At 70.4% G+C, this 18,572-nt stretch carries 14 protein-coding genes and 1 pseudogene; 5 read left to right on the top strand and 10 right to left on the bottom strand.

Translation table 11 applies throughout. The features are described from left to right. Positions 1–92: 92 nt before the first annotated feature. From Q8A52_RS09405 to Q8A52_RS09395, 3 genes are all read right to left on the bottom strand, one after another. Positions 93–1,127: an ABC transporter permease gene (locus tag Q8A52_RS09405; protein WP_316748051.1), complete on the bottom strand. Its 1,035-nt coding sequence runs from the start codon at positions 1,125–1,127 to the stop codon at positions 93–95. 558 nt (positions 1,128–1,685) lie between these two features. After that, positions 1,686–3,593: a translational GTPase TypA gene (typA, locus tag Q8A52_RS09400; RefSeq protein WP_316748049.1), complete on the bottom strand. Its 1,908-nt coding sequence runs from the start codon at positions 3,591–3,593 to the stop codon at positions 1,686–1,688. A gap of 141 nt (positions 3,594–3,734) precedes the next feature. Beyond that, positions 3,735–5,921: an ABC transporter family substrate-binding protein gene (locus Q8A52_RS09395; RefSeq protein ID WP_316748047.1), complete on the bottom strand. Its 2,187-nt coding sequence runs from the start codon at positions 5,919–5,921 to the stop codon at positions 3,735–3,737. Positions 5,922–6,248: 327 nt separating this feature from the next. Between Q8A52_RS09395 and Q8A52_RS09390 the strand changes: the two genes are divergently transcribed. The 4 genes from Q8A52_RS09390 (at position 6,249) to Q8A52_RS09375 (ending at position 10,193) form a co-directional block, all read left to right on the top strand. After that, a complete protein-coding gene (locus Q8A52_RS09390; protein WP_316748045.1) occupies positions 6,249–6,539 on the top strand; it encodes a hypothetical protein in 291 nt (96 codons plus the stop codon). Between the two features lie 73 nt (positions 6,540–6,612). After that, a complete protein-coding gene (locus tag Q8A52_RS09385; protein ID WP_316748043.1) occupies positions 6,613–7,434 on the top strand; it encodes a hypothetical protein in 822 nt (273 codons plus the stop codon). A gap of 18 nt (positions 7,435–7,452) precedes the next feature. Further along, entirely contained in the window at positions 7,453–9,426 is a 1,974-nt protein-coding gene (locus tag Q8A52_RS09380) for a fumarate reductase/succinate dehydrogenase flavoprotein subunit (protein ID WP_316748041.1), read from the top strand. Beyond that, positions 9,423–10,193: a succinate dehydrogenase/fumarate reductase iron-sulfur subunit gene (locus Q8A52_RS09375; RefSeq protein WP_316748039.1), complete on the top strand. Its 771-nt coding sequence runs from the start codon at positions 9,423–9,425 to the stop codon at positions 10,191–10,193. The genes Q8A52_RS09380 and Q8A52_RS09375 overlap by 4 nt, the downstream gene beginning before the upstream one ends. Here Q8A52_RS09375 and Q8A52_RS09370 read toward each other — a convergent pair. From Q8A52_RS09370 to Q8A52_RS09360, 3 genes are read right to left on the bottom strand one after another with little or no spacing between them, the layout of a single operon-like run. Then, complete coding sequence (locus Q8A52_RS09370) at positions 10,174–10,488, bottom strand: hypothetical protein (RefSeq protein ID WP_316748037.1); 315 nt, start codon at positions 10,486–10,488, stop codon at positions 10,174–10,176. The genes Q8A52_RS09375 and Q8A52_RS09370 overlap by 20 nt on opposite strands. A gap of 5 nt (positions 10,489–10,493) precedes the next feature. Further along, the gene (locus Q8A52_RS09365; protein ID WP_316748035.1) at positions 10,494–11,468 is read right to left on the bottom strand and encodes a phosphotransferase; all 975 of its coding nucleotides are present in this window, start codon (positions 11,466–11,468) and stop codon (positions 10,494–10,496) included. Further along, a complete protein-coding gene (locus tag Q8A52_RS09360; protein ID WP_316748033.1) occupies positions 11,465–12,565 on the bottom strand; it encodes a glycoside hydrolase family 18 protein in 1,101 nt (366 codons plus the stop codon). The genes Q8A52_RS09365 and Q8A52_RS09360 overlap by 4 nt, the downstream gene beginning before the upstream one ends. Positions 12,566–12,761: 196 nt before the next feature. Between Q8A52_RS09360 and Q8A52_RS09355 the strand changes: the two genes are divergently transcribed. After that, the gene (locus Q8A52_RS09355) at positions 12,762–14,207 is read left to right on the top strand and encodes a hypothetical protein (protein ID WP_408649167.1); all 1,446 of its coding nucleotides are present in this window, start codon (positions 12,762–12,764) and stop codon (positions 14,205–14,207) included. A 54-nt stretch (positions 14,208–14,261) separates the two neighbouring features. Here the strand turns inward: Q8A52_RS09355 and Q8A52_RS09350 are convergent, their stop codons facing one another. From Q8A52_RS09350 to Q8A52_RS09335, 4 genes and pseudogenes are all read right to left on the bottom strand, one after another. Then, entirely contained in the window at positions 14,262–16,850 is a 2,589-nt protein-coding gene (locus tag Q8A52_RS09350; RefSeq protein WP_316748029.1) for a SpoIIE family protein phosphatase, read from the bottom strand. 373 nt (positions 16,851–17,223) lie between these two features. Next, a pseudogene (locus Q8A52_RS09345) lies at positions 17,224–17,653 on the bottom strand (ATP-binding protein). A 98-nt stretch (positions 17,654–17,751) separates the two neighbouring features. Further along, on the bottom strand, positions 17,752–18,162 hold the full coding sequence (locus Q8A52_RS09340) for a (deoxy)nucleoside triphosphate pyrophosphohydrolase (protein ID WP_316748027.1): 411 nt from the start codon (positions 18,160–18,162) through the stop codon (positions 17,752–17,754). A 30-nt stretch (positions 18,163–18,192) separates the two neighbouring features. Beyond that, a complete protein-coding gene (locus Q8A52_RS09335) occupies positions 18,193–18,387 on the bottom strand; it encodes an SPOR domain-containing protein (protein WP_316748025.1) in 195 nt (64 codons plus the stop codon). Positions 18,388–18,572: the final 185 nt, after the last annotated feature.

Raw genomic sequence — 18,572 nt, 5'->3', positions numbered from 1 at the left:
CACTCAGTTTCCCACCCATCTTGTGTGTCACCGGTGCCCCGTCTGCCACCAGTGCGGAAGAACTGCCGTGGAGAAGATGTGCAAGTGCCCGGTCAGCGAGCGGTCTTGGGGTCGAAGGCGTCCCTGACCGAATCCCCGAGCAGGTTGAACGCGACGATGAAGATGATCATCGAGATGCCGGGGAAGAACATGTAGGTGATGTCGTTCTGCATCACCAGTTCGGTGGACGCCTTGGAGAACATCTGCCCCCAATCGGGCGTCGGTTCGACGATGCCCACGCCCAGGAAGGAGAGACCGGCCTCGGCGGTCACAAAGCTGGGCAGCAGATACGTCGACTGCACCAGGAGCGGTGTGACGACGTTAGGCAGGATCTCCTTGCGGATGATCCGCCAGGGCGAGGCCCCGCTCACCTTGGCCGCTTCGATGAACTCCCGTTCACGCAGGGCGAGTGAGGTGCCACGCAGAATACGGGCCAGGCTCATCCAGCCGAGGAACCACTGGACGAGGATGAGCGCGACCACGCGCACGTACGTCGGTGTCTCGTCGCGCGGGCTGACGAACAGTGAGACCACGACGGGCATGCTGGCGATGAAGAACAGCTGCGCCGGGAAGGCGAGCAGGAAGTCGATGACCCGGCCGATGAAGAAGTCGGTCCTGCCGCCGAGATAGCCGGCCGCGACGCCCAGCACGATGCCGGTCAGCACGACCGCGATCGTGACGGCGACCGAGATCATCAGCGAGGTGCGGATGCCGTAGATGAGCTTGGTGAAGACGTCGTAGCCGTTGCCGGGTTCGAGGCCGAACCAGAACTCGCTGCTGATGCCGCCGTTGGGCTGCACGGGCACACCCGCGCTGTCGAAGAGTTCGGGGCGTTCGTCCGCGTACACCGTGTACGGATCCTTGCCGTACAGCTTGGCGATCAGCGGCGCGAGCAGCCCGACCAGGAAGAAGAAACCCACGACGTAGGCCGAGATCACGCCCGTACGATCGCGCTTGAAGCGGATCCACATCAGCTGGCCGGGGGACCGGCCTTCGAGTTTGGCGGCTTCGGGCTGCGCCTGCGGCCCCGGGTCGCCACCGACGGCCACCGTTGTCCCGCCGCCCTCAATGTCGATAGGACTTGTCACTGTTCGTCCGTTTCACAAGTGTGGGTGTGAGAGGCGTCCAGGTACTCCGAGCCACGCGAATCCGCAGTGGGACGCGCGTAGTTGAGCGGCCGCACTGAGCGGTCGCGGGATTCTCAGACCTGGTCGCCGGACGAACGGCCGGAATGACCACGCATGGGGGTTCCTCCTCATGACATCACGTGTTCACCAACGGGAGGGGGTAACCGTCCTCGTCCTCCGACACCCCTGACGGAGGGTCAGACACCCCCTGGTGCTCGTGAGTCGGCGCTGTCCCCACAGCGCGAGACCCATTGACCCGAGCGCTACGCGGCTAACTATCTGCCATGGGCCGACCACCGACCACCGTTCTTAAATCTCAATTCAGTCACAGCTCACGCGTAGACCTTCCAAAATCTGGACAAACTGTTCGACCGAAGAAGGGCGCGAAACGGACGTGTTACATGGGTATCGGGCAGCGATCTCCGCAATACGGACATCAGCCACCAGAAAACGGGTTGCAAAAAGCCCGGGTGTCCCCATCATGGGGACACCCGGGCCGGGCTGAGGGTCCGTTGTGCGTCAGCCGTGCTTGGCGCGGCTCGCGGCGCGTGCGCGCTCGCGGGCGTCCAGGTTCACCTTGCGGATGCGGACCGCCTCCGGGGTGACCTCGACGCACTCGTCGTCGCGGCAGAACTCCAGCGACTGCTCCAGCGACAGCTTCCGCGGCGGCACGATCGACTCGGCCACGTCGGCCGTCGAGGACCGCATGTTGGTGAGCTTCTTCTCCTTGGTGATGTTGACGTCCATGTCGTCGGAACGGGAGTTCTCGCCGACGATCATGCCCTCGTACACCTCGGTGCCCGGCTCGACGAAGAGCACACCGCGCTCCTGCAGGTTCGTCATCGCGAAGGCGGTGACGGCACCGGCGCGGTCGGCGACCAGGGAGCCGTTGTTACGGGTCTGCAGGGCGCCGAACCAGGGCTCGAAGCCCTCGTGGATGGAGTGGCCGATGCCCGTGCCGCGGGTCTGGGTCAGGAACTCGGTACGGAAGCCGATCAGACCGCGGGAGGGGACCACGAACTCCATGCGCACCCAGCCGGAGCCGTGGTTGGACATGTTGTCCATACGGCCCTTGCGGACGCCCATGAGCTGCGTGACCGCACCCATGTGCTCCTCGGGCACGTCGATCGTCATGCGCTCGACCGGCTCATAGACCTTGCCGTCGACGTCCTTGGTGACGACCTGGGGCTTGCCGACGGTGAGCTCGTAGCCCTCCCGGCGCATGGTCTCGACCAGGATGGCGAGCGCCAGCTCACCACGGCCCTGGACCTCCCAGGCGTCCGGACGCTCGGTCTCCAGGACACGGAGGGAGACGTTACCGATCAGCTCGCGGTCGAGGCGGTCCTTGACCTGGCGGGCGGTGACCTTGCGGTCCTTGACGGCCGCCTTCGCGTCGGCGCCCTTGCCGGTGCCGCCGCGGCCGACCAGCGGGGAGGTGTTGGTGCCGATGGTCATGGAGATCGCGGGCTCGTCGACCGTGATCAGCGGGAGCGGGACCGGGTTCTCGGGGTCCGCGAGAGTCTCGCCGATCATGATGTCCGGGATACCGGCGACGGCGCAGATGTCACCCGGGCCGGCCTTCTCGGCGGGCTTGCGGGTGAGGGCCTCGGTCATCATCAGCTCGCTGATGCGCACGTTGCTGATCGAGCCGTCGCGCTTGATCCAGGCCACGGTCTGGCCCTTGCGCAGCTCGCCCTGCTCGACGCGGAGCAGCGCGATACGGCCGAGGAAGTTGTCGGCGTCCAGGTTGGTGACGTGGGCCTGGAGCGGCGCTTCCTCGTCGTAGGTCGGGGCCGGGATGTGCTCCAGGATCGTGGAGAAGAACGGCTCCAGGCTGGTGGAGTCGGCCGGCACCGTACCGTTGTCCGGCTTGGTCAGCGAGGCGATGCCGTCACGGCCGCACGCGTACACGATCGGGAACTCGATCTGCTCCTCGTCCGCGTCCAGGTCGAGGAAGAGGTCGTAGGTCTCGTTGACGACCTCGTCGATGCGGGAGTCCGGGCGGTCCGTCTTGTTGATGCACAGGATGACGGGCAGCCGCTGCTGGAGGGCCTTGCGCAGCACGAAGCGGGTCTGCGGCAGCGGACCCTCGGAGGCGTCGACGAGCAGCACGACACCGTCGACCATCGACAGACCGCGCTCGACCTCGCCGCCGAAGTCGGCGTGGCCGGGGGTGTCGATGATGTTGATGGTGATCGGCTCGCCGCCGTCCTTGGGGTGGTACTTCACCGCCGTGTTCTTGGCGAGGATCGTGATGCCCTTCTCACGCTCCAGGTCGTTCGAGTCCATGACTCGGTCGTCGACCTGCTCGAGCTGGTGGGCGGCGAAGGCACCGGCCTGCTTCAGCATGCCGTCGACGATGGTCGTCTTGCCGTGGTCGACGTGGGCGACGATGGCGACGTTGCGGATGTCGTGGCGCGTGGCCATATTGCGACGTACTCCCGGAGTGTGAGGAAGGCCCTCTGTGTACGTCCGTGTGACGCGGGCCCTGCCGGGCTTGACATGCCACGGCCTCACCCCATGTTACGTGGCCCAGCGGGAGGCGGCTTCCGCAGGGCCGCACAGGGCCTACTTCGCCGACGGGCTCGGGGATGCCTTCGCACCCTTCTTCAGGAAGCCCATGTCCTCGTAGATCGGTGTCTGGAAACCGAAGGCACCCGCGTTGACCAGGCCCTTCCTGGCTCCGATGAGCTGGGGACGCTGATAGAGGGGCAGCGAGCCGGCCGCCGCCCAGATGCGGGAGTCGGCCTTGCGGATCAGGTCCTTGGCCTCGTCCTCGTCGAGGGTGGCGGCGGCCTCGTCGAAGAGCTGGTCGATCTGGTCGGTGCCGACGCGGGTGTAGTTCTGCTCGACGCTCAGGGAGCCGTCGGCGGCCGGGACCGGCTTGGCGTAGACGGGGCGGGCGTCGGTGGCGGGGTAGGCGGAGGACGGCCAGGAGTAGAGGGCCAGGTCGTACTGGCCCGAGGCGATGTGGTCCCTGAAGTAGCTCTCGTCCGAGACCCTGGTGATCTCCGTGCGGATGCCGACCTTCTCCAGCATCTGCGTGATCCGGTCGGCGACCGAGCGCAGGCCGTCCGAGCCGGGACCCGAGGGGATCACGAAGCGGAGGGTGAGCGCCTTGCCGTCCTTGGCCAGCGTCCCGGCGGCGGCTCCGGCCGGGGCTGCGGTGCCCTTGGGGGCGTACGCACCGGGTGCGCCGCCCTGCTGCAGATGCCGGTCCGTGTACTGCCTGCCGTCCTGTGCGAGGTGTCTGCCGCCTTCGTCACCGGTCGGCTCGCGGTGTTTGTTCTTGTGGTCCCTGGGGTCCTTGTCGTCCTCGCCGACGATGTACACGCCGTCGTCGCCGCCGTTGGACTGGTCGGCGGGGTTGCCCTTCGGTCCGGCCGCCTTCTCGGACTTCTTCTGCTCCTTGACCGGCCCGCCGAGCACCCATCCGGCCTTGGCGAGCAGCGCCTGCGCCTCCTTGGTGTCCTGGCCGCCCAGGGCGCCGCTGCTGTCGGCGTAGTCGGTCTGCCCGGCGAGGGCCAGGTGGCTGCCGACGGGGACGGCGGGCAGGCCGAGCGGCGTCAGGACGATCTTGGCGAGCGCCGTGCGGTCCAGGGAGCGGGCGACGGCACGGCGGACCCGCTCGTCGGCAAGGGGTCCCCCGGAGCCGTTGAGGGCGAGCTGGGTGTAGGCCGGTTCCAGCGACTTGCGCACCTCGACGCCACGCAGCTGGTCCTGCTCGCGGCGGTACGTCGTGATGGCTTCGCTCACCTTCTCCCGGCTGCCCTTGACCTGCTCGGGGTCGAGGCCGTGGGCGAGAGCCCAGGAGCGCAGCTTCTTGGCGGAGATGCGCCCGGCGCCCTGCAGGGGCGTGCCGGTGCCCCCGTCGCGGCCGGCGATGGTGATGCGCTCGACCTCGGCGGGGTCGATCTCGGCCAGGTCCACGGTGCCGTCGGCCAGCGCGGCGGCCCGCTTGTCGCGGGGCACGGCGTGCAGCACGATCTCGGACAGCTTGGTGGGGCGACCCCACCAGCGCGGACTGCGGGTGAGGACGACGTCCTTCTTGGCGGTGTCGACCTTGGCGACCTTGAACGGCCCGGCGCTGATCTGCAGCTTGCGGCGCGCCCCGTCGTTGAAGGCGTCCGGGGTACCCATGACGTCCTTCGGGTACAGCGGGGAGAACAGTGACTTCCAGTCGGCGTAGGGGCGGCTGAAGGTGACCCGGACCTCCAGGTCGTTGGCGCCGCGTTCGATCTTGGCGATGCGGTCGTAGCCGGCGTTGTGGGCGGTCCAGTAGGCGGCGTCCTTGCCGGACAGCGCGCGCCACTGGGCGGCGAAGTCGGCCGCGCCGATCTCCCGGCCGTCGCTCCAGACGGCCTGCTGGTTGAGCTTGTACAGGACGACCTGGCGCGGCTCGGTCTCGATGACCTTGGCGGACTCCAGATAGTCCGGGTTGCGGACCGGGCGCCCGTTCTGGTCGGTACGGAACATCGAGGGCAGGACGGCCTGCGCGACCCGGGTGGTGCCCCCGTCGGCGTCGGCCTGGAAGGTGTTCAGGGTCTCCGGGACGGCGTCCACCGCCCAGCGCAGGGTGCCGCCCTCGGCGACCAGGTTCCGGGCGGCGGGTGCGATGTCCTGCCCGGCCAGCGGACGGCCCGCCTCGTCGTCCCCGGAGCTGCAGCCGACGAGGAGGGTTACCGCGAGCGCGCCGGCGGTGAGGAAGGCGACCGAGCGCATGACCGCGCGCAGTGCGACGCCGTCGTGGGACATCTGCTACCTCCGGGGAGCCCGGTGACACGGGTGTGGTCTGTTCACATTTGGCGGTATTTTGGTGCTGATCAGATGTACGGACCCCACTGAAGAGGAAAGGGTTCGCCTGTCGGGGGCGACACGGCGGCGGGGGCTCGTAAGCCCACCCGTGCGGCGCAACACGCGCTCCCGGCGCATACAGAGCGCGCATGCGGGCGTGCGGTGGAGGCGCGCAATCCGCCAATCGCTGCACATGCCTTCACATCTGCAGGTGTGACGCGCAACACTCGCAGGCGCATGAACGTTGCCACCTAGGACCACGAGGTCCGCGGGAAGTGAGGTCACGTCATGTCCGTGCACGACGACCTGACGTCAGTCCAGCGTTGTCTCGACGACCTGTTCCGGTCCGTCGGACGCCTGGAGCAACAGCTCGGGAGCGGCGGACTGGAGATGCGCCGCGTCCGCGCCGACGCCGATCACCTGCGCGAGAGCGTGGCACTGCTGCGCGAGGCCGCCCCCGGCCTCGGCCAGCCGCGTCGCCCCGATCTCGTGACCATCTCCGACACGCCGTACGACATCAGCCTGTGGACGGACTCGGACGACGAGGGTCTCGGCGCCCGCGACCGGCACGCCCCCTAGGAGCGCTGCCCGCAGGCCGCCCAGGGCGTGCCCGCAGGCACTCCCACAACCCGAACCCGACCGGAGTCATGAGTTGGCCACTGGTACGGAACCCCATATGAACAGCGGCGGCGTACACACCGATACGCGCGCCGCGATCGCCGCCCCGCATCTGCGGACCGACCGCTGGTGGCTGGCCCCGGCCGTCACCGCGGCCGGTCTGTTCGCCTTTGTCGTCTACTCGACCTGGCGAGCCTTCGCCAATGCGCGCTACTACGCGGCGCCGTACGTCTCACCCTTCTACTCGCCGTGCCTGGCGGAGAACTGCCGGACCATGCACGCGGGCCCGAACGCCGATCTGTTCGGCAGCTGGTGGGCGATCTCCCCGGCGATCATCATCCTGATCTTTCCGCTGGGCTTCCGCCTGACCTGCTACTACTACCGCAAGGCCTACTACCGCAGCTTCTGGGCCTCCCCGCCGGCCTGCGCGGTGGCCGAGCCGCACAAGAAGTACACCGGTGAGACCCGCTTCCCGCTGATCCTGCAGAACATCCACCGGTACTTCTTCTACGCCGCCCTCCTGGTCGCCGGAGTGCTCACCTACGACACGGTGCTGTCCTTCCGCGACGAGCACTACCGCTGGGGCCACATGGGCCTGGGCACCCTGGTCTTCCTGGTCAACATCGCCCTGATCTGGGCGTACACCATCTCCTGCCACTCCTGTCGGCACATCGTCGGCGGGAAGCTCAAGCACTTCTCGAAGCATCCCGTGCGCTACAAGGCGTGGCAGTTCGTCGGGCGGCTGAACGCCCGCCACATGCTGCTGGCCTGGGCGTCGCTGGTGAGCGTGGCGCTCGCCGACTTCTACGTCTATCTGATCGCGTCCGGTGTCTTCGACGATCCGCGCTTCTTCTAGATTGGGTGGGGCCTTCTGATGTCCGTGGTCGACCGGCAGGAGTGGGACGTCGTCGTGGTCGGTGCCGGCGGTGCCGGGCTGCGCGCCGCGATCGAGGCCCGGGAGCGGGGCGCCCGTACGGCGGTGATCTGCAAGTCGCTGTTCGGCAAGGCGCACACAGTGATGGCCGAGGGCGGCATCGCCGCGGCGATGGCCAACGTCAACGTGCACGACAACTGGCAGGTCCACTTCCGCGACACCATGCGCGGCGGAAAGTTCCTCAACCAGTGGCGGATGGCCGAGCTGCATGCGCAGGAGGCCCCGGACCGGGTGTGGGAGCTGGAGACCTGGGGCGCGCTGTTCGACCGCACGAAGGACGGGAAGATCTCCCAGCGCAACTTCGGCGGCCACGAGTACCCGCGCCTCGCGCACGTCGGCGACCGCACGGGCCTGGAGCTGATCCGCACCCTCCAGCAGAAGATCGTCTCCCTCCAGCAGGAGGACCATCGCGAGACGGGCGACTACGAGTCGCGGCTGAAGGTCTTCCAGGAGTGCACGGTCACCCGGGTCCTCAAGGACGACGCATCCATCAGCGGCTCCGCCGCCGGGCGCGTGTCCGGGGTCTTCGCGTACGAGCGGGAATCCGGCCGTTTCTTCGTCCTCGAAGCGCCCGCCGTGGTGATCGCGACGGGCGGCATCGGCAAGTCCTTCAAGGTCACGTCGAACTCGTGGGAGTACACGGGCGACGGGCACGCCCTCGCGCTGCTCGCCGGGGCGCCGCTGCTGAACATGGAGTTCGTGCAGTTCCACCCGACGGGCATGGTCTGGCCCCCGTCGGTGAAGGGCATCCTCGTCACGGAGTCCGTGCGCGGCGACGGCGGGGTGCTCAGGAACTCCGAGGGCAAGCGGTTCATGTTCGACTACATCCCGGACGTCTTCAAGGAGAAGTACGCGGAGTCCGAGGAGGAGGGCGACCGCTGGTACGACGACCCGGACAACAACCGGCGTCCCCCTGAGCTGCTCCCCCGCGACGAGGTGGCCCGTGCCATCAACTCCGAGGTGAAGGCGGGCCGCGGCTCCCCGCACGGCGGGGTCTTCCTCGACGTGTCGACGCGTATGCCCGCCGAGGTCATCCGGCGCCGGCTGCCGTCGATGTACCACCAGTTCAAGGAGCTGGCCGACGTCGACATCACGGCGGAGGCGATGGAGGTCGGGCCGACCTGCCACTACGTGATGGGCGGCATCGCGGTCGAGTCCGACACGGCGGCGGCGCGCGGGGTGCCCGGTCTGTTCGCGGCCGGCGAGGTCGCGGGCGGTATGCACGGCTCCAACCGGCTCGGCGGCAACTCGCTGTCCGACCTGCTGGTGTTCGGGCGCCGGGCGGGCTGGCACGCGGCCGAGTACGTGGCGGGGCTCGCGGACGGACGGCCCCCGGTGGACGACGTCCAGGTCGACGCGGCGGCCGCGGAGGCGCTGCGCCCGTTCTCGGCGGAGGGACCGGTACCGGGCGAGGAGCCCGAACGGGGCCGCCCGCCGGAGAACCCGTACACCCTCCACCAGGAACTCCAGCAGACCATGAACGACCTCGTCGGCATCATCCGCCGCGAGGGCGAGATGGCCCAGGCCCTGGAGAAACTCGCGGACCTGCGGGTACGGGCCCGCCGGGCCGGTGTCGAGGGTCACCGCCAGTTCAACCCGGGCTGGCACCTCTCCCTCGATCTGCGCAACATGCTGCTGGTCAGCGAGTGCGTGGCGCGGGCCGCCCTGGAGCGCACGGAGTCGCGCGGCGGGCACACCCGCGAGGACCACCCGACGATGGACCGCAGGTGGCGCCGTATCAACCTGCTGTGCGGGCTCGCAGACCCGACCGGCGGCCTGGCCGCGACCGACCCGGTCCAGGGCCAGATCGAGCTCACCCGCGAGACCACCGAACCCATCCGCCCGGACCTGCTCGCCCTCTTCGAGAAGGAGGAGCTGGTCAAGTACCTCGCCGAAGAGGAGCTCTACGAGTGAGCAGCTACGAGGCCCGCTTCAAGGTGTGGCGGGGCGACGTCGAGGGCGGCGGCCTGGAGGACTTCGAGGTCGAGGTCAACGACGGCGAGGTGGTGCTCGACATCATCCACCGCCTCCAGGCCACCCAGGCGCCGGACCTGGCCGTGCGCTGGAACTGCAAGGCGGGCAAGTGCGGTTCGTGCTCCGCGGAGATCAACGGGCGGCCGCGGCTGATGTGCATGACGCGCATGTCGGTCTTCACCCGCGAGGAGACGATCACGGTCGCTCCCCTGCGCGCCTTCCCGGTGATCCGCGACCTGGTGACGGACGTCGGCTTCAACTACGAGAAGGCCAGGGAGGTTCCGTCGTTCGTGCCGCCGGCCGGCGTCGGTCCGGGCGAGTACCGGATGATGCAGGAGGACGTGGACCGGTCACAGGAGTTCCGCAAGTGCATCGAGTGCTTCCTGTGCCAGAACACCTGCCATGTGGTGCGCGACCACGAGGAGAACAAGAAGGCGTTCGCCGGGCCGCGCTTCCTGATGCGGGTGGCCGAACTGGACATGCACCCGCTGGACGCGGCGGCCGAGACCGGCCTGGACCGCAAGAGCACGGCCCAGGACGAACACGGCCTCGGCTACTGCAACATCACCAAGTGCTGCACGGAGGTGTGTCCCGAGGGGATCAAGATCACGGACAATGCGCTGATCCCCTTGAAGGAACGGGCCGTCGACCGGAAGTACGACCCGCTGGTGTGGCTGGGGTCGAAGATCAGGAGGCGGACTTCGTAGGGGGCAGTCGCGGTGTACGGCCGGGGCGCTGGGCCAGTACCTGAATGCCCAGGCTCCCCATGAACATGAACCAGCCGATGAGCGGGATCACATCCATTTTCTCGGGGAACACGCCCAGGAACATCCACAGGGACATCCCGACCGCCCCGAGCAGCTGGCTGTACCCCCACAGCTTCGGCCGCAGGATGCGGCGCCGACCGAACGGCACCACCCAGCCGGTCGTGATGCCTGCGATGCCGAACACCGCCATCAGCGTCACGACCAGCGCTGCCGCGACGACCAAGTACATGTGCATGACGGTCATGGTGCCACCAGAGCCAGCGCCTGGACCACGTTGTACTCCGCGATACCGCGTATGGATTCCGTATCGGGGAAGTCCCCGTCGAGCAGGCGCAGCGGGCCCGCGACGAGGTTCAGGTGCATGGCCAGCCGGTAAAGGCGCAGGCGGGCCTCGTCGAGACCGGGGGCGCGGAGGACGTCGTACGCGGGGCCGAAGCGGAGCCGCAGGAACACGTGCTCCCACTCGGCGTCGAAGTACATCAGGCCCTCGATGTCGATGAGCACCGGGTTCCCGCCGGCGTCCACCAGGACGTGGTCCGGGCCGAGTTCGCCGTGGATCAGGCAGTGACGGGCGCGCGGGCGGACCTCGGCGGCCAGGGAGCGCACGGAGTCCTCCAGCGCCTGGCGGGCGGCGGCGATCCGCGGGTCGCGTACGGCGGCCTCGGCGATGTCGCCCAGCGCGCGGTCGGTGACGAGCCGCTCGCAGGAACCGCCGTGCGAGGAGCCGCCGTTGTCGACGAGGTTCACCTTGCCGAAGCCGGCCGCCGTGCAGTCGCCCATGGCCGCCAGCGCCCCGGCCAGCCGCTCCAGGACCGGGCGGGCCGCCTCCGGGTCGCGCCGGAGCGCCTCCTCCAGGCTGCCGCCCCGGATGTCCTCGACGACGGCCGCGTCCGCCTCCGGGTCGGTGTGCAGCAGGCGGGGAGTACGGACGCCGAGGGCTGACAGACGGGCGTGCGACGCGGTGAACAGGTCGAGGGCGGAGGCGTGCGAGAACGGGTCGCGGGGGTCGCCGTCCGGCTGGTCCCAGTAGTCCTCGTCCGGGGACCAGACGTAGGCGACCACCGTCGTGGCGTCGTCGAAGGCGAGACGGTAAGCACCCTTCCTGGAGCCGCCGCGCAGCCGGGTGACGGCCACGAGGGTACGGTCCGGGCCTACGGCGGCCCGGGCGAGCGGGGCGAGTGCGGTAACGGTCGGTTGCTGTCGTGCGCGGGTCACCGCACCCAGTCTTCCTTGTAGGCGCTCCAGTCGGCCTCCGTGGCCGCGAAGTCCACGTACAGGGCGACGCCGAAGCGCGAGCGGTCCGCGTCCGTACGGGACAGGCCCAGACGTACGCCGCGTACGGCGGCCGGGACCGTCTCGGCGTGCGCCCAGTGGCCGAAGCGGTTCTCGTGGTAGAAGGGCAGGCCCATAAGGAGGTCGGTGGAGGCCGGGGTGACCTCGAGGGCGAGACTGGTCTGCTCGGCGACATAGCCGCCGTACAGGCTCTGCAGCGGCTGCATGGTGTCGTACGACATGACGGCGATCTGGTCGACGCGGCGGGCCACCTGGCCGAAGTACGCCTGCGACCACCACTTGGGGTGGCCGGTGGTCGTGCCCCAGAAGGAGTGGAAGGCGGGCAGCGGGTCGATCTGGTGGGCGGCGACCGAGAGCAGGGCGTTGTTGTCGCGGGTGACGCGGCGCAGGTCGTCCAGGAGGGACAGGTAGTCGCGGTCGCCGGAGTGGAGGGGCTCCAGGTCGAAGTGGGCGCCCTCGAAGCCGGTGGCGAGGATCTGCCGGGTGGAGCGGACGACGGCCGCGCGGGTGCCGGCTCGCTCCAGGCGCAGGCCGTCCGGGGACTCACTGGCCAGCTTGTCGCCGAGCCAGGCCTGGACGCGTACGCCGGGAAGCTCCCGGTGCACGGCGGCGATCAGCCAACGGGCCTTCGGATGGTCGGACTCGGGAAGGGTCCCGTCGTGCTCCAGGGGACCCGAGTGGACGTACAGATCCCGGATGCCGGTGTCGCGCAGCCGGCGGGCGAGGGCCTCGACGTCGGCGTCGCCCTTGCGCCCGTCGACCCAGGCGTGGCCCAGCCAGATGGCGTCCTTGTTCCTGGTGTACGTGCCGTCGGCCGGGTCACCGGCGTAGTTCACGCGCAGGGCGGTCTCGACGGCGAGAAGGGGCACGAGGACGGCGAGGACCACCCCGAGCACGGCTCGCCGTGCCCACGTGACCCACCCCCGACGCCGGACGCGGGGACCGGCCCCCGTACCGGCGTCCTGGCCTTCCGCCGTCGGCACCTCGCCTTCCGCGGGCCGTATCGGTGCCGTGTCCATCCCGTACCCCCTGTCCGTCGTCCCCCACGCGCATCCACAGCGGTCGCGGAGGCGCTTACCTGCCCATACGCTCCGAAATGTGACGTCATCCTCGATCCGTGGCCGGCCCAGGCATGCCAAGTCGCACATAGCCGTGCGGGTGGCGCACGCCCTGCTGGGGTGTGTGGTCGGGGTCGTGTGGCTGGTGTTGCCGGGGATGACGATCAGAGCCGAAGAGCCGGTTCCCGTGGCCGGGGTGACCGCCGCCGCGGAGCAGGGCGGCACCTCTCCCGCCGACCTGGTCCTGCCGCTCGTCGTCGTGGCCGCGGCGGTGGTGCTGGCGGCGTACGGGTACCTGCGCCGCACCCGGCGGGCCCGCAGCCGTACGACGCCCGGCCTGGTGTCCGCGCACCCGCCCGAGCCGTCGACCCGCGACTTCGAGCGGCAGGCACGGGCCTCGCTGGTCGCGGCGGACGACAGCGTGCGCACGAGCCGGGAGGAACTGGGCTTTGCCGAGGCGCGGTTCGGGCCGGAGGCGGTGGATGCGGTGGAGCCCTTCGCGGCGGCCCTGCGGGCGGCGGAGACCGAGCTGGCGGCCGCGTTCGCGATACGGCGGCGGTACGAGCAGGGGGTTCCGGAGGACCAGACCGCCCGGCGGCAGGCGCTGGTCGGGATCGTGGGGCGGTGCGCGGAGGCCGGACGGCGGCTGGACACGGAGGCGGCCGGGTTCGATCAACTGCGGTCACTGGAAGGGGGGATGGATGAGGCGCTGGGGGTCGCGGAGGGTCGGTTCCGGGCACTGGCCGGACGGACGAAGGGCGCCGGTGCCGTGCCGGCCGAGCTGGGCGAGCGATATGCGCCCTCGGCCGCCGCGCCCGTCACCGGGTACGTCGAACAGGCCAAGGACCGCCTCGTGTTCGCCACGACCCACCTCAACCGGGCCCGTCAGCTGGCCGATTCCGGGGAGGGCGAGCGCGCCGCCCGTGAACTGCGCGCGGCCGAGGGGGCCGTGGCCCAGGCGGAGATCCTCGTGTCCGGAGTGGAGCGGCTGGCCGCGGAGCTGGCGGAGGCGGCGGGGCTGGTGCCGGCCGTGCTGACCGGCGGGGAGGCGGAGGTCGCCGAGGCGCGCAGGCGGCCCCCGCTCCTTCCCGAGGGTGAGCTCCGGGCCCGCCTGGCCCACGCCGACGCGGCCCTGGCCGCCGTACGGGAGGAGCTGATCCGCGGCCCGTACGACCCGCTGGACGCCCTGCGGCGGATCACGCGGGCCGTCGGACTGCTCGGGGTGGGACGCGCCGGTGTCGTGCCCGTGGCCGGCCTGCTGGCCGCCCGCAGTGCCACGTCCGCCGCGGGGGACTTCATCGCCACGCACCGCGCCGCGGTGGGCGCCGAGGCCCGCACGCGCCTGGCGGAGGCGGAGCGGCTGCTCGCCGCGGAGGCCGGCGAGTACGCCGTCGCCGACGGCCTCGCCCGGGAGGCCCGTGAGCTGGCGGAGCGGGACGTACGGGCACACGGCAACCCGTACGACGGCGCCGCCGACCGAGCGAGCGGGCTGGCCGGGGCGGTCCTCGGCGGCATCCTGCTCGGCGAGGAACCCGACGGAGGGCCGCCGGCGAGCTTCGGCGGCCCGGACACGCGTGACCGGCGCAGGCTCCCGCGGGAGTAGGGCCTGTTGGGACTGCCGGTTGGGACTTTCGCGGGCCCCGGCCGCCGCCCGTCCTCAGAACAGGCTCAGCAACGCCTCCGCGGGGTCCGTCAGGGTGTTCTCGCCGTCGGGCAGCGGGAGTTCGAACCAGACCGTCTTGCCACGAGGTGTGCGCCGGGACCCCCAGGCGGCGCTCAGCAGACCGACGAGCTGGAGGCCGCGGCCGCCCTCGTCGGTGTCGCGGGCACGTCGGCGGCGGGGCTGGACCAGGCCGGAGTCCCAGACCTCGCAGACCAGGGTGCGGTCCAGCAGGAGCCTGAGTCTGATCTCGCCCTCGCCGTACCGCAGCGCGTTGGTCACCAGCTCGCTGACCAGCAGCTCCGTGGTGTCGACCAGGGGCCCCAGATCCCAGCTGACGAGCTGGCCGCGGGCGTACTCACGGGCGCGGCCCACGCTGCGCGGCTCGCGCGGCAGTGCCCAGTCGCCGACCGAGTCGGCCGGCAGCCCCTGGACGCGGGCCATCAGCAGGGCGATGTCGTCCTCGCCGTGGTGGGTGTCGAGGGTGTTGAGGACGTGGTCGCAGACGTCCTCCAGCGGGCTGGTCGGGTCCGTGAGCGCGCCCACGAAGGCCTGGAGGCCCTCGTCGAGGGGGTGGTCCCGGGATTCGACCAGTCCGTCGGTGTAGAGGGCGAGCAGCGCGCCCTCGGGGAGTTCGACCTCCACTTCCTCGAACGGCTCGCCGCCCACGCCGAGCGGCATGCCCGGCGGCACGTCCAGCATCAGCGCCGCCTCGCCCGGCTCCACGAGCACCGGCGGCAGATGGCCCGCGTTGGCGAACGTGCAGCGTCTGGTCACCGAGTCGTACACCGCGTACACGCAGGTCGCCAGATAGACCTCGGAGAGGTCCGCGTCCCGGGGCTGGCGGGCCGCGCGGGTCGCCTGCTGGACGCCGCCGGGGGTGCCGAGGCCGCGGGCGATCTCGTCCAACGCCGAGAGGACCTCTGCAGGTTCCAGGTCGAGCAGCGCCAGCGTGCGGACGGCCGTGCGGAGTTCGCCCATCGCCACCGCCGCGCGCAGTCCGCGGCCCATGACGTCGCCCACCACCAACGCGGTGCGATGACCGGGGAGTTCGATCACGTCGAACCAGTCGCCGCCGACCTCGGTCGCCGCATTGCCGGGCAGGTAGCGGCAGGCGATCTCCAGGCCGGACGCCTCGGGGTCGCCCGGGGGCAGCAGGGACCGTTGCAGTATCAGCGCGCGTTCGTGCTCGCGGCGGTACAGGCGGGCGTTGTCGATACAGACGGCGGCCCGCGCGGCCAGTTCCACGGCGAGGTCCCGGTCACGGTCGCCGAACGGCTCGCTGCCCTTCGTCCGGGAGAACTGGGCGAGCCCCACGACCGTGTCGTGGGCGACCATCGGGACGGCCAGCGTGGACTGGACGAGCCCGCCCTCCTCGGCGGGGACGTTCTGTGGGCGGGCGGTGCGCAGGGCGTCCGCGCAGGGCGAGTTGAAGGGGAAGTGGTGGACCGCGCCGACCGCGACCGGTGAGCCGCCGCCGACGAACGGCGCGTCCGAGACCGCGCTGGCGAAGGCGACCCGGCGCAGTTCCGCGCTGCCGTCGGCCAGGCCTGGCGGGGTCTCGTCGCCGGCCAGGAGACCCTGATAGAGGTCGACGGTGGCGAGGTCGCAGAAGCCGGGCACGACGACGTCGAGGAGTTCGCGGGCCGTCGTCTCCAGGTCCAGCGAGTTGCCTATGCGGGCGCCCGCCTCGTTGAGAAGGGCGAGATTTCGCCGTGCGGCCGCCGCCTCGCGGGCCGCCGCACGACGAGCCGTGATGTCGGTGCCCAGCCAGGCGATGCCGATGGGCCGGCCGCTGCCGCTGTGCACGCGATAGAGGTTGATGGACCAGTGCCGGCGCTCCTCGGAACCGGGCACGAAGCCCGTGACGTGCATGTCCGTGATGGAGTTCCCGCTCTCCAGGACCCGGCGCAGGGTGGCGGCGACCCGCTCGGCCTCGCCCCGCGGCAGGTAGTCGTGAACTCCCTTGCCCCGGTGGTCGTCCGGCGTACCGCCGAAGATCGAGGCGAACCGCATGTTGGCGCGGCGGACCCGCAGGTCGGTGTCGATCAGCAGGAAGCCAAAGGGAGATTGACCGAAAATGGCCTGCGAGGCGGCGAGGTCGGTTTCGATGCTGCGCAGAGTGCGGACGTCGACCACGATGCACACGGCGGCCCGGTCGCCCTCGGCGGTCCGGGTCGGCATGACATAGACCTCGGCGAGGCCTTCCTCCCCGCGCTCGCCGTCCACCGTGTCGGGCAGCCGGAAAGGGACCACCCCGGTCCACTCCCGCCCGTCGAGGATCTCGGCCATCTTGCGCTGGCCCCGCGCGCGCAGATCGGGGTCGATGAAGGCCTCGATGGGGTCCATGCCGACGGCACGCTCGGCGGTGATGCCGAAGAGCTGCTCGGCTCGCAGGCTCCACTGGTCGACGAGCCCGCCGGGTCCGATGGAGAAGGACGCGACCTTGATGTAGTCGTACATGGAGCCGGGCGGACTGACCTGCCACATGGCGTCCCCGGGAGCCGCGGCAGAATCCACGCCCCCCGCCCTTGCGCCGTCCGACGGGTCCTCGGACTCCGTGGCCTTCGCTGGTATCTCGCTCACGCGAACCGTCCCCTCCAGCTCACCGCGTCCGGCACCGGTCACCGGAGGCGGCTGCCCGCAGTATCCAGCACTACGGCGCCGCACGACACGGTGTTCACGATCACAGGTCGGTCCAAGCGGTTTTCGGACCGGACCGCGACAACACTCCCAGTCTTCTAACCAGGGAACACACCCTCGAATCACAGACTCCGGCAATGGTCACCGGCCTGTGCCGTTCCATGGACGGCGGAAGGGGAAGCTGTACACCCCGGGCGCCCGGTTCACCACCCCCGGGGCGCCCGGTTCGCCCCCCCTGGCGCCCGGTTCACCACGTCCGCGGCTCGCGGTTCACCACGCCTGCGCCGCGCGGTTCACCACGCCTGCGGCGCGCGGTTCATCCCGGAACCGCGAGCTCGAACCAGACCGTCTTGCCGTTGTCGCCGGGCCGTGTTCCCCAGCGGCGCGAGGAACTGGCGACCAGTTGGATGCCACGGCCGCTCTCGTCCTCGAGATGGGCGACCCGTTCGTGCGGCGGATCCGGCAGCGGGTCCGAGACCTCCACCAGGAGGGTGTCTCCGAGGCCGCAGGGGCGCACGAGGCGTACGCCGATGGGGCCGGTGGCGTGCCGGAGCGAGTTTGTCACCAACTCGCTGACCAGCAGCGCCGTCATGTCCGCAAGGGCTTCCAGCCCCCAGCCGAGCAACTGGGCCCGGACCGCCGTGCGGGCGGTGCGCACGGCACCGGGATCCGCGGGGAAGGTCCATTCGGCACAGTCGCCTTCGGTGTCGATCACGCCCGATCACTTCCCAGGCAAGCGAGCCCACCCATGTCCGGTTTCGTGGGGTTAATGGGCACATACCCGATATCCAGGGGGCAGTACCGCCCGGAGGGGCGCAGTGTGGCACGAACGGCGTAGGGATTCTCAGCCCGCTCCCGGTTCCAGGCGGTTCTCGAGCTGCCGGACGGCGGCGACGTCCTGGTCGAGCCAGTCCACGGCCCAGATCTCACCGGGGGCGAGCCAGCGCAGTTCGTCGTGGCCCTCGAGGGGCTTGGGGTCGGCGGAGCCGGGGCGCAGGCGGGCGGTCCACACCTGCAGCACGTACGGGGGTTTCAGGGGCCACTCCCCCGGGACGCGCTCGACGGCCTCGGCCTCGACGCCGAGTTCCTCGCGCAGCTCGCGCACCAGGGCGGCCTCGGGACTCTCGCCGGGTTCGACCTTGCCGCCGGGCAGCTCCCAGCGGCCGGCCAGCTCGGGGGGTGCGCTGCGGCGCGCGGCGAGCAGGCGGGCGTCGTCGAACAGGGCGGCTCCCACCACCACGATCCGTTCCGTCATGGCCGGGAGCCTACGGGAGCGCGGACGGGGTCAGTTGCGCGTGCCGCCGTCTCCGTTGTGGGCGATGCGCTCGACCCAGTAGAGCTGCTTGTGTCCGCGGTCGTCGAGGCTGTCGGCGATCTTCTGCGCCTCGGCCCGCGTCGCGTACCTGCCCACGCGGTAGCGATTGCCGTTGTCGTCCTGCCGTATCACGAGCCAGGGAAGAGCGACCGTCCCTTCACTCATGGCGCCCCACCCCTCCGCTCCCCATGGACCCGCGCTCTAAGGAAACCGCAATCCGCATATGCCCGAGCGTACGCCTAACCTTTACGCAGCGAACACGGCTTTTCACAAAGAGGTACGCAACCAGCCAGAACCCCGGGGGCGCACGATGACGAATGCGCCGTCCGGGCGCCCCGGTGCGTCCGGTC

Source organism: Streptomyces herbicida, assembly GCF_032656585.1.
In the GTDB taxonomy this organism is placed as follows: Bacteria; Actinomycetota; Actinomycetes; order Streptomycetales; family Streptomycetaceae; genus Streptomyces; species Streptomyces herbicida.
Note: the sequence above shows the minus strand (reverse complement) of the source record. Positions and strands in the feature narration are given on the sequence as shown.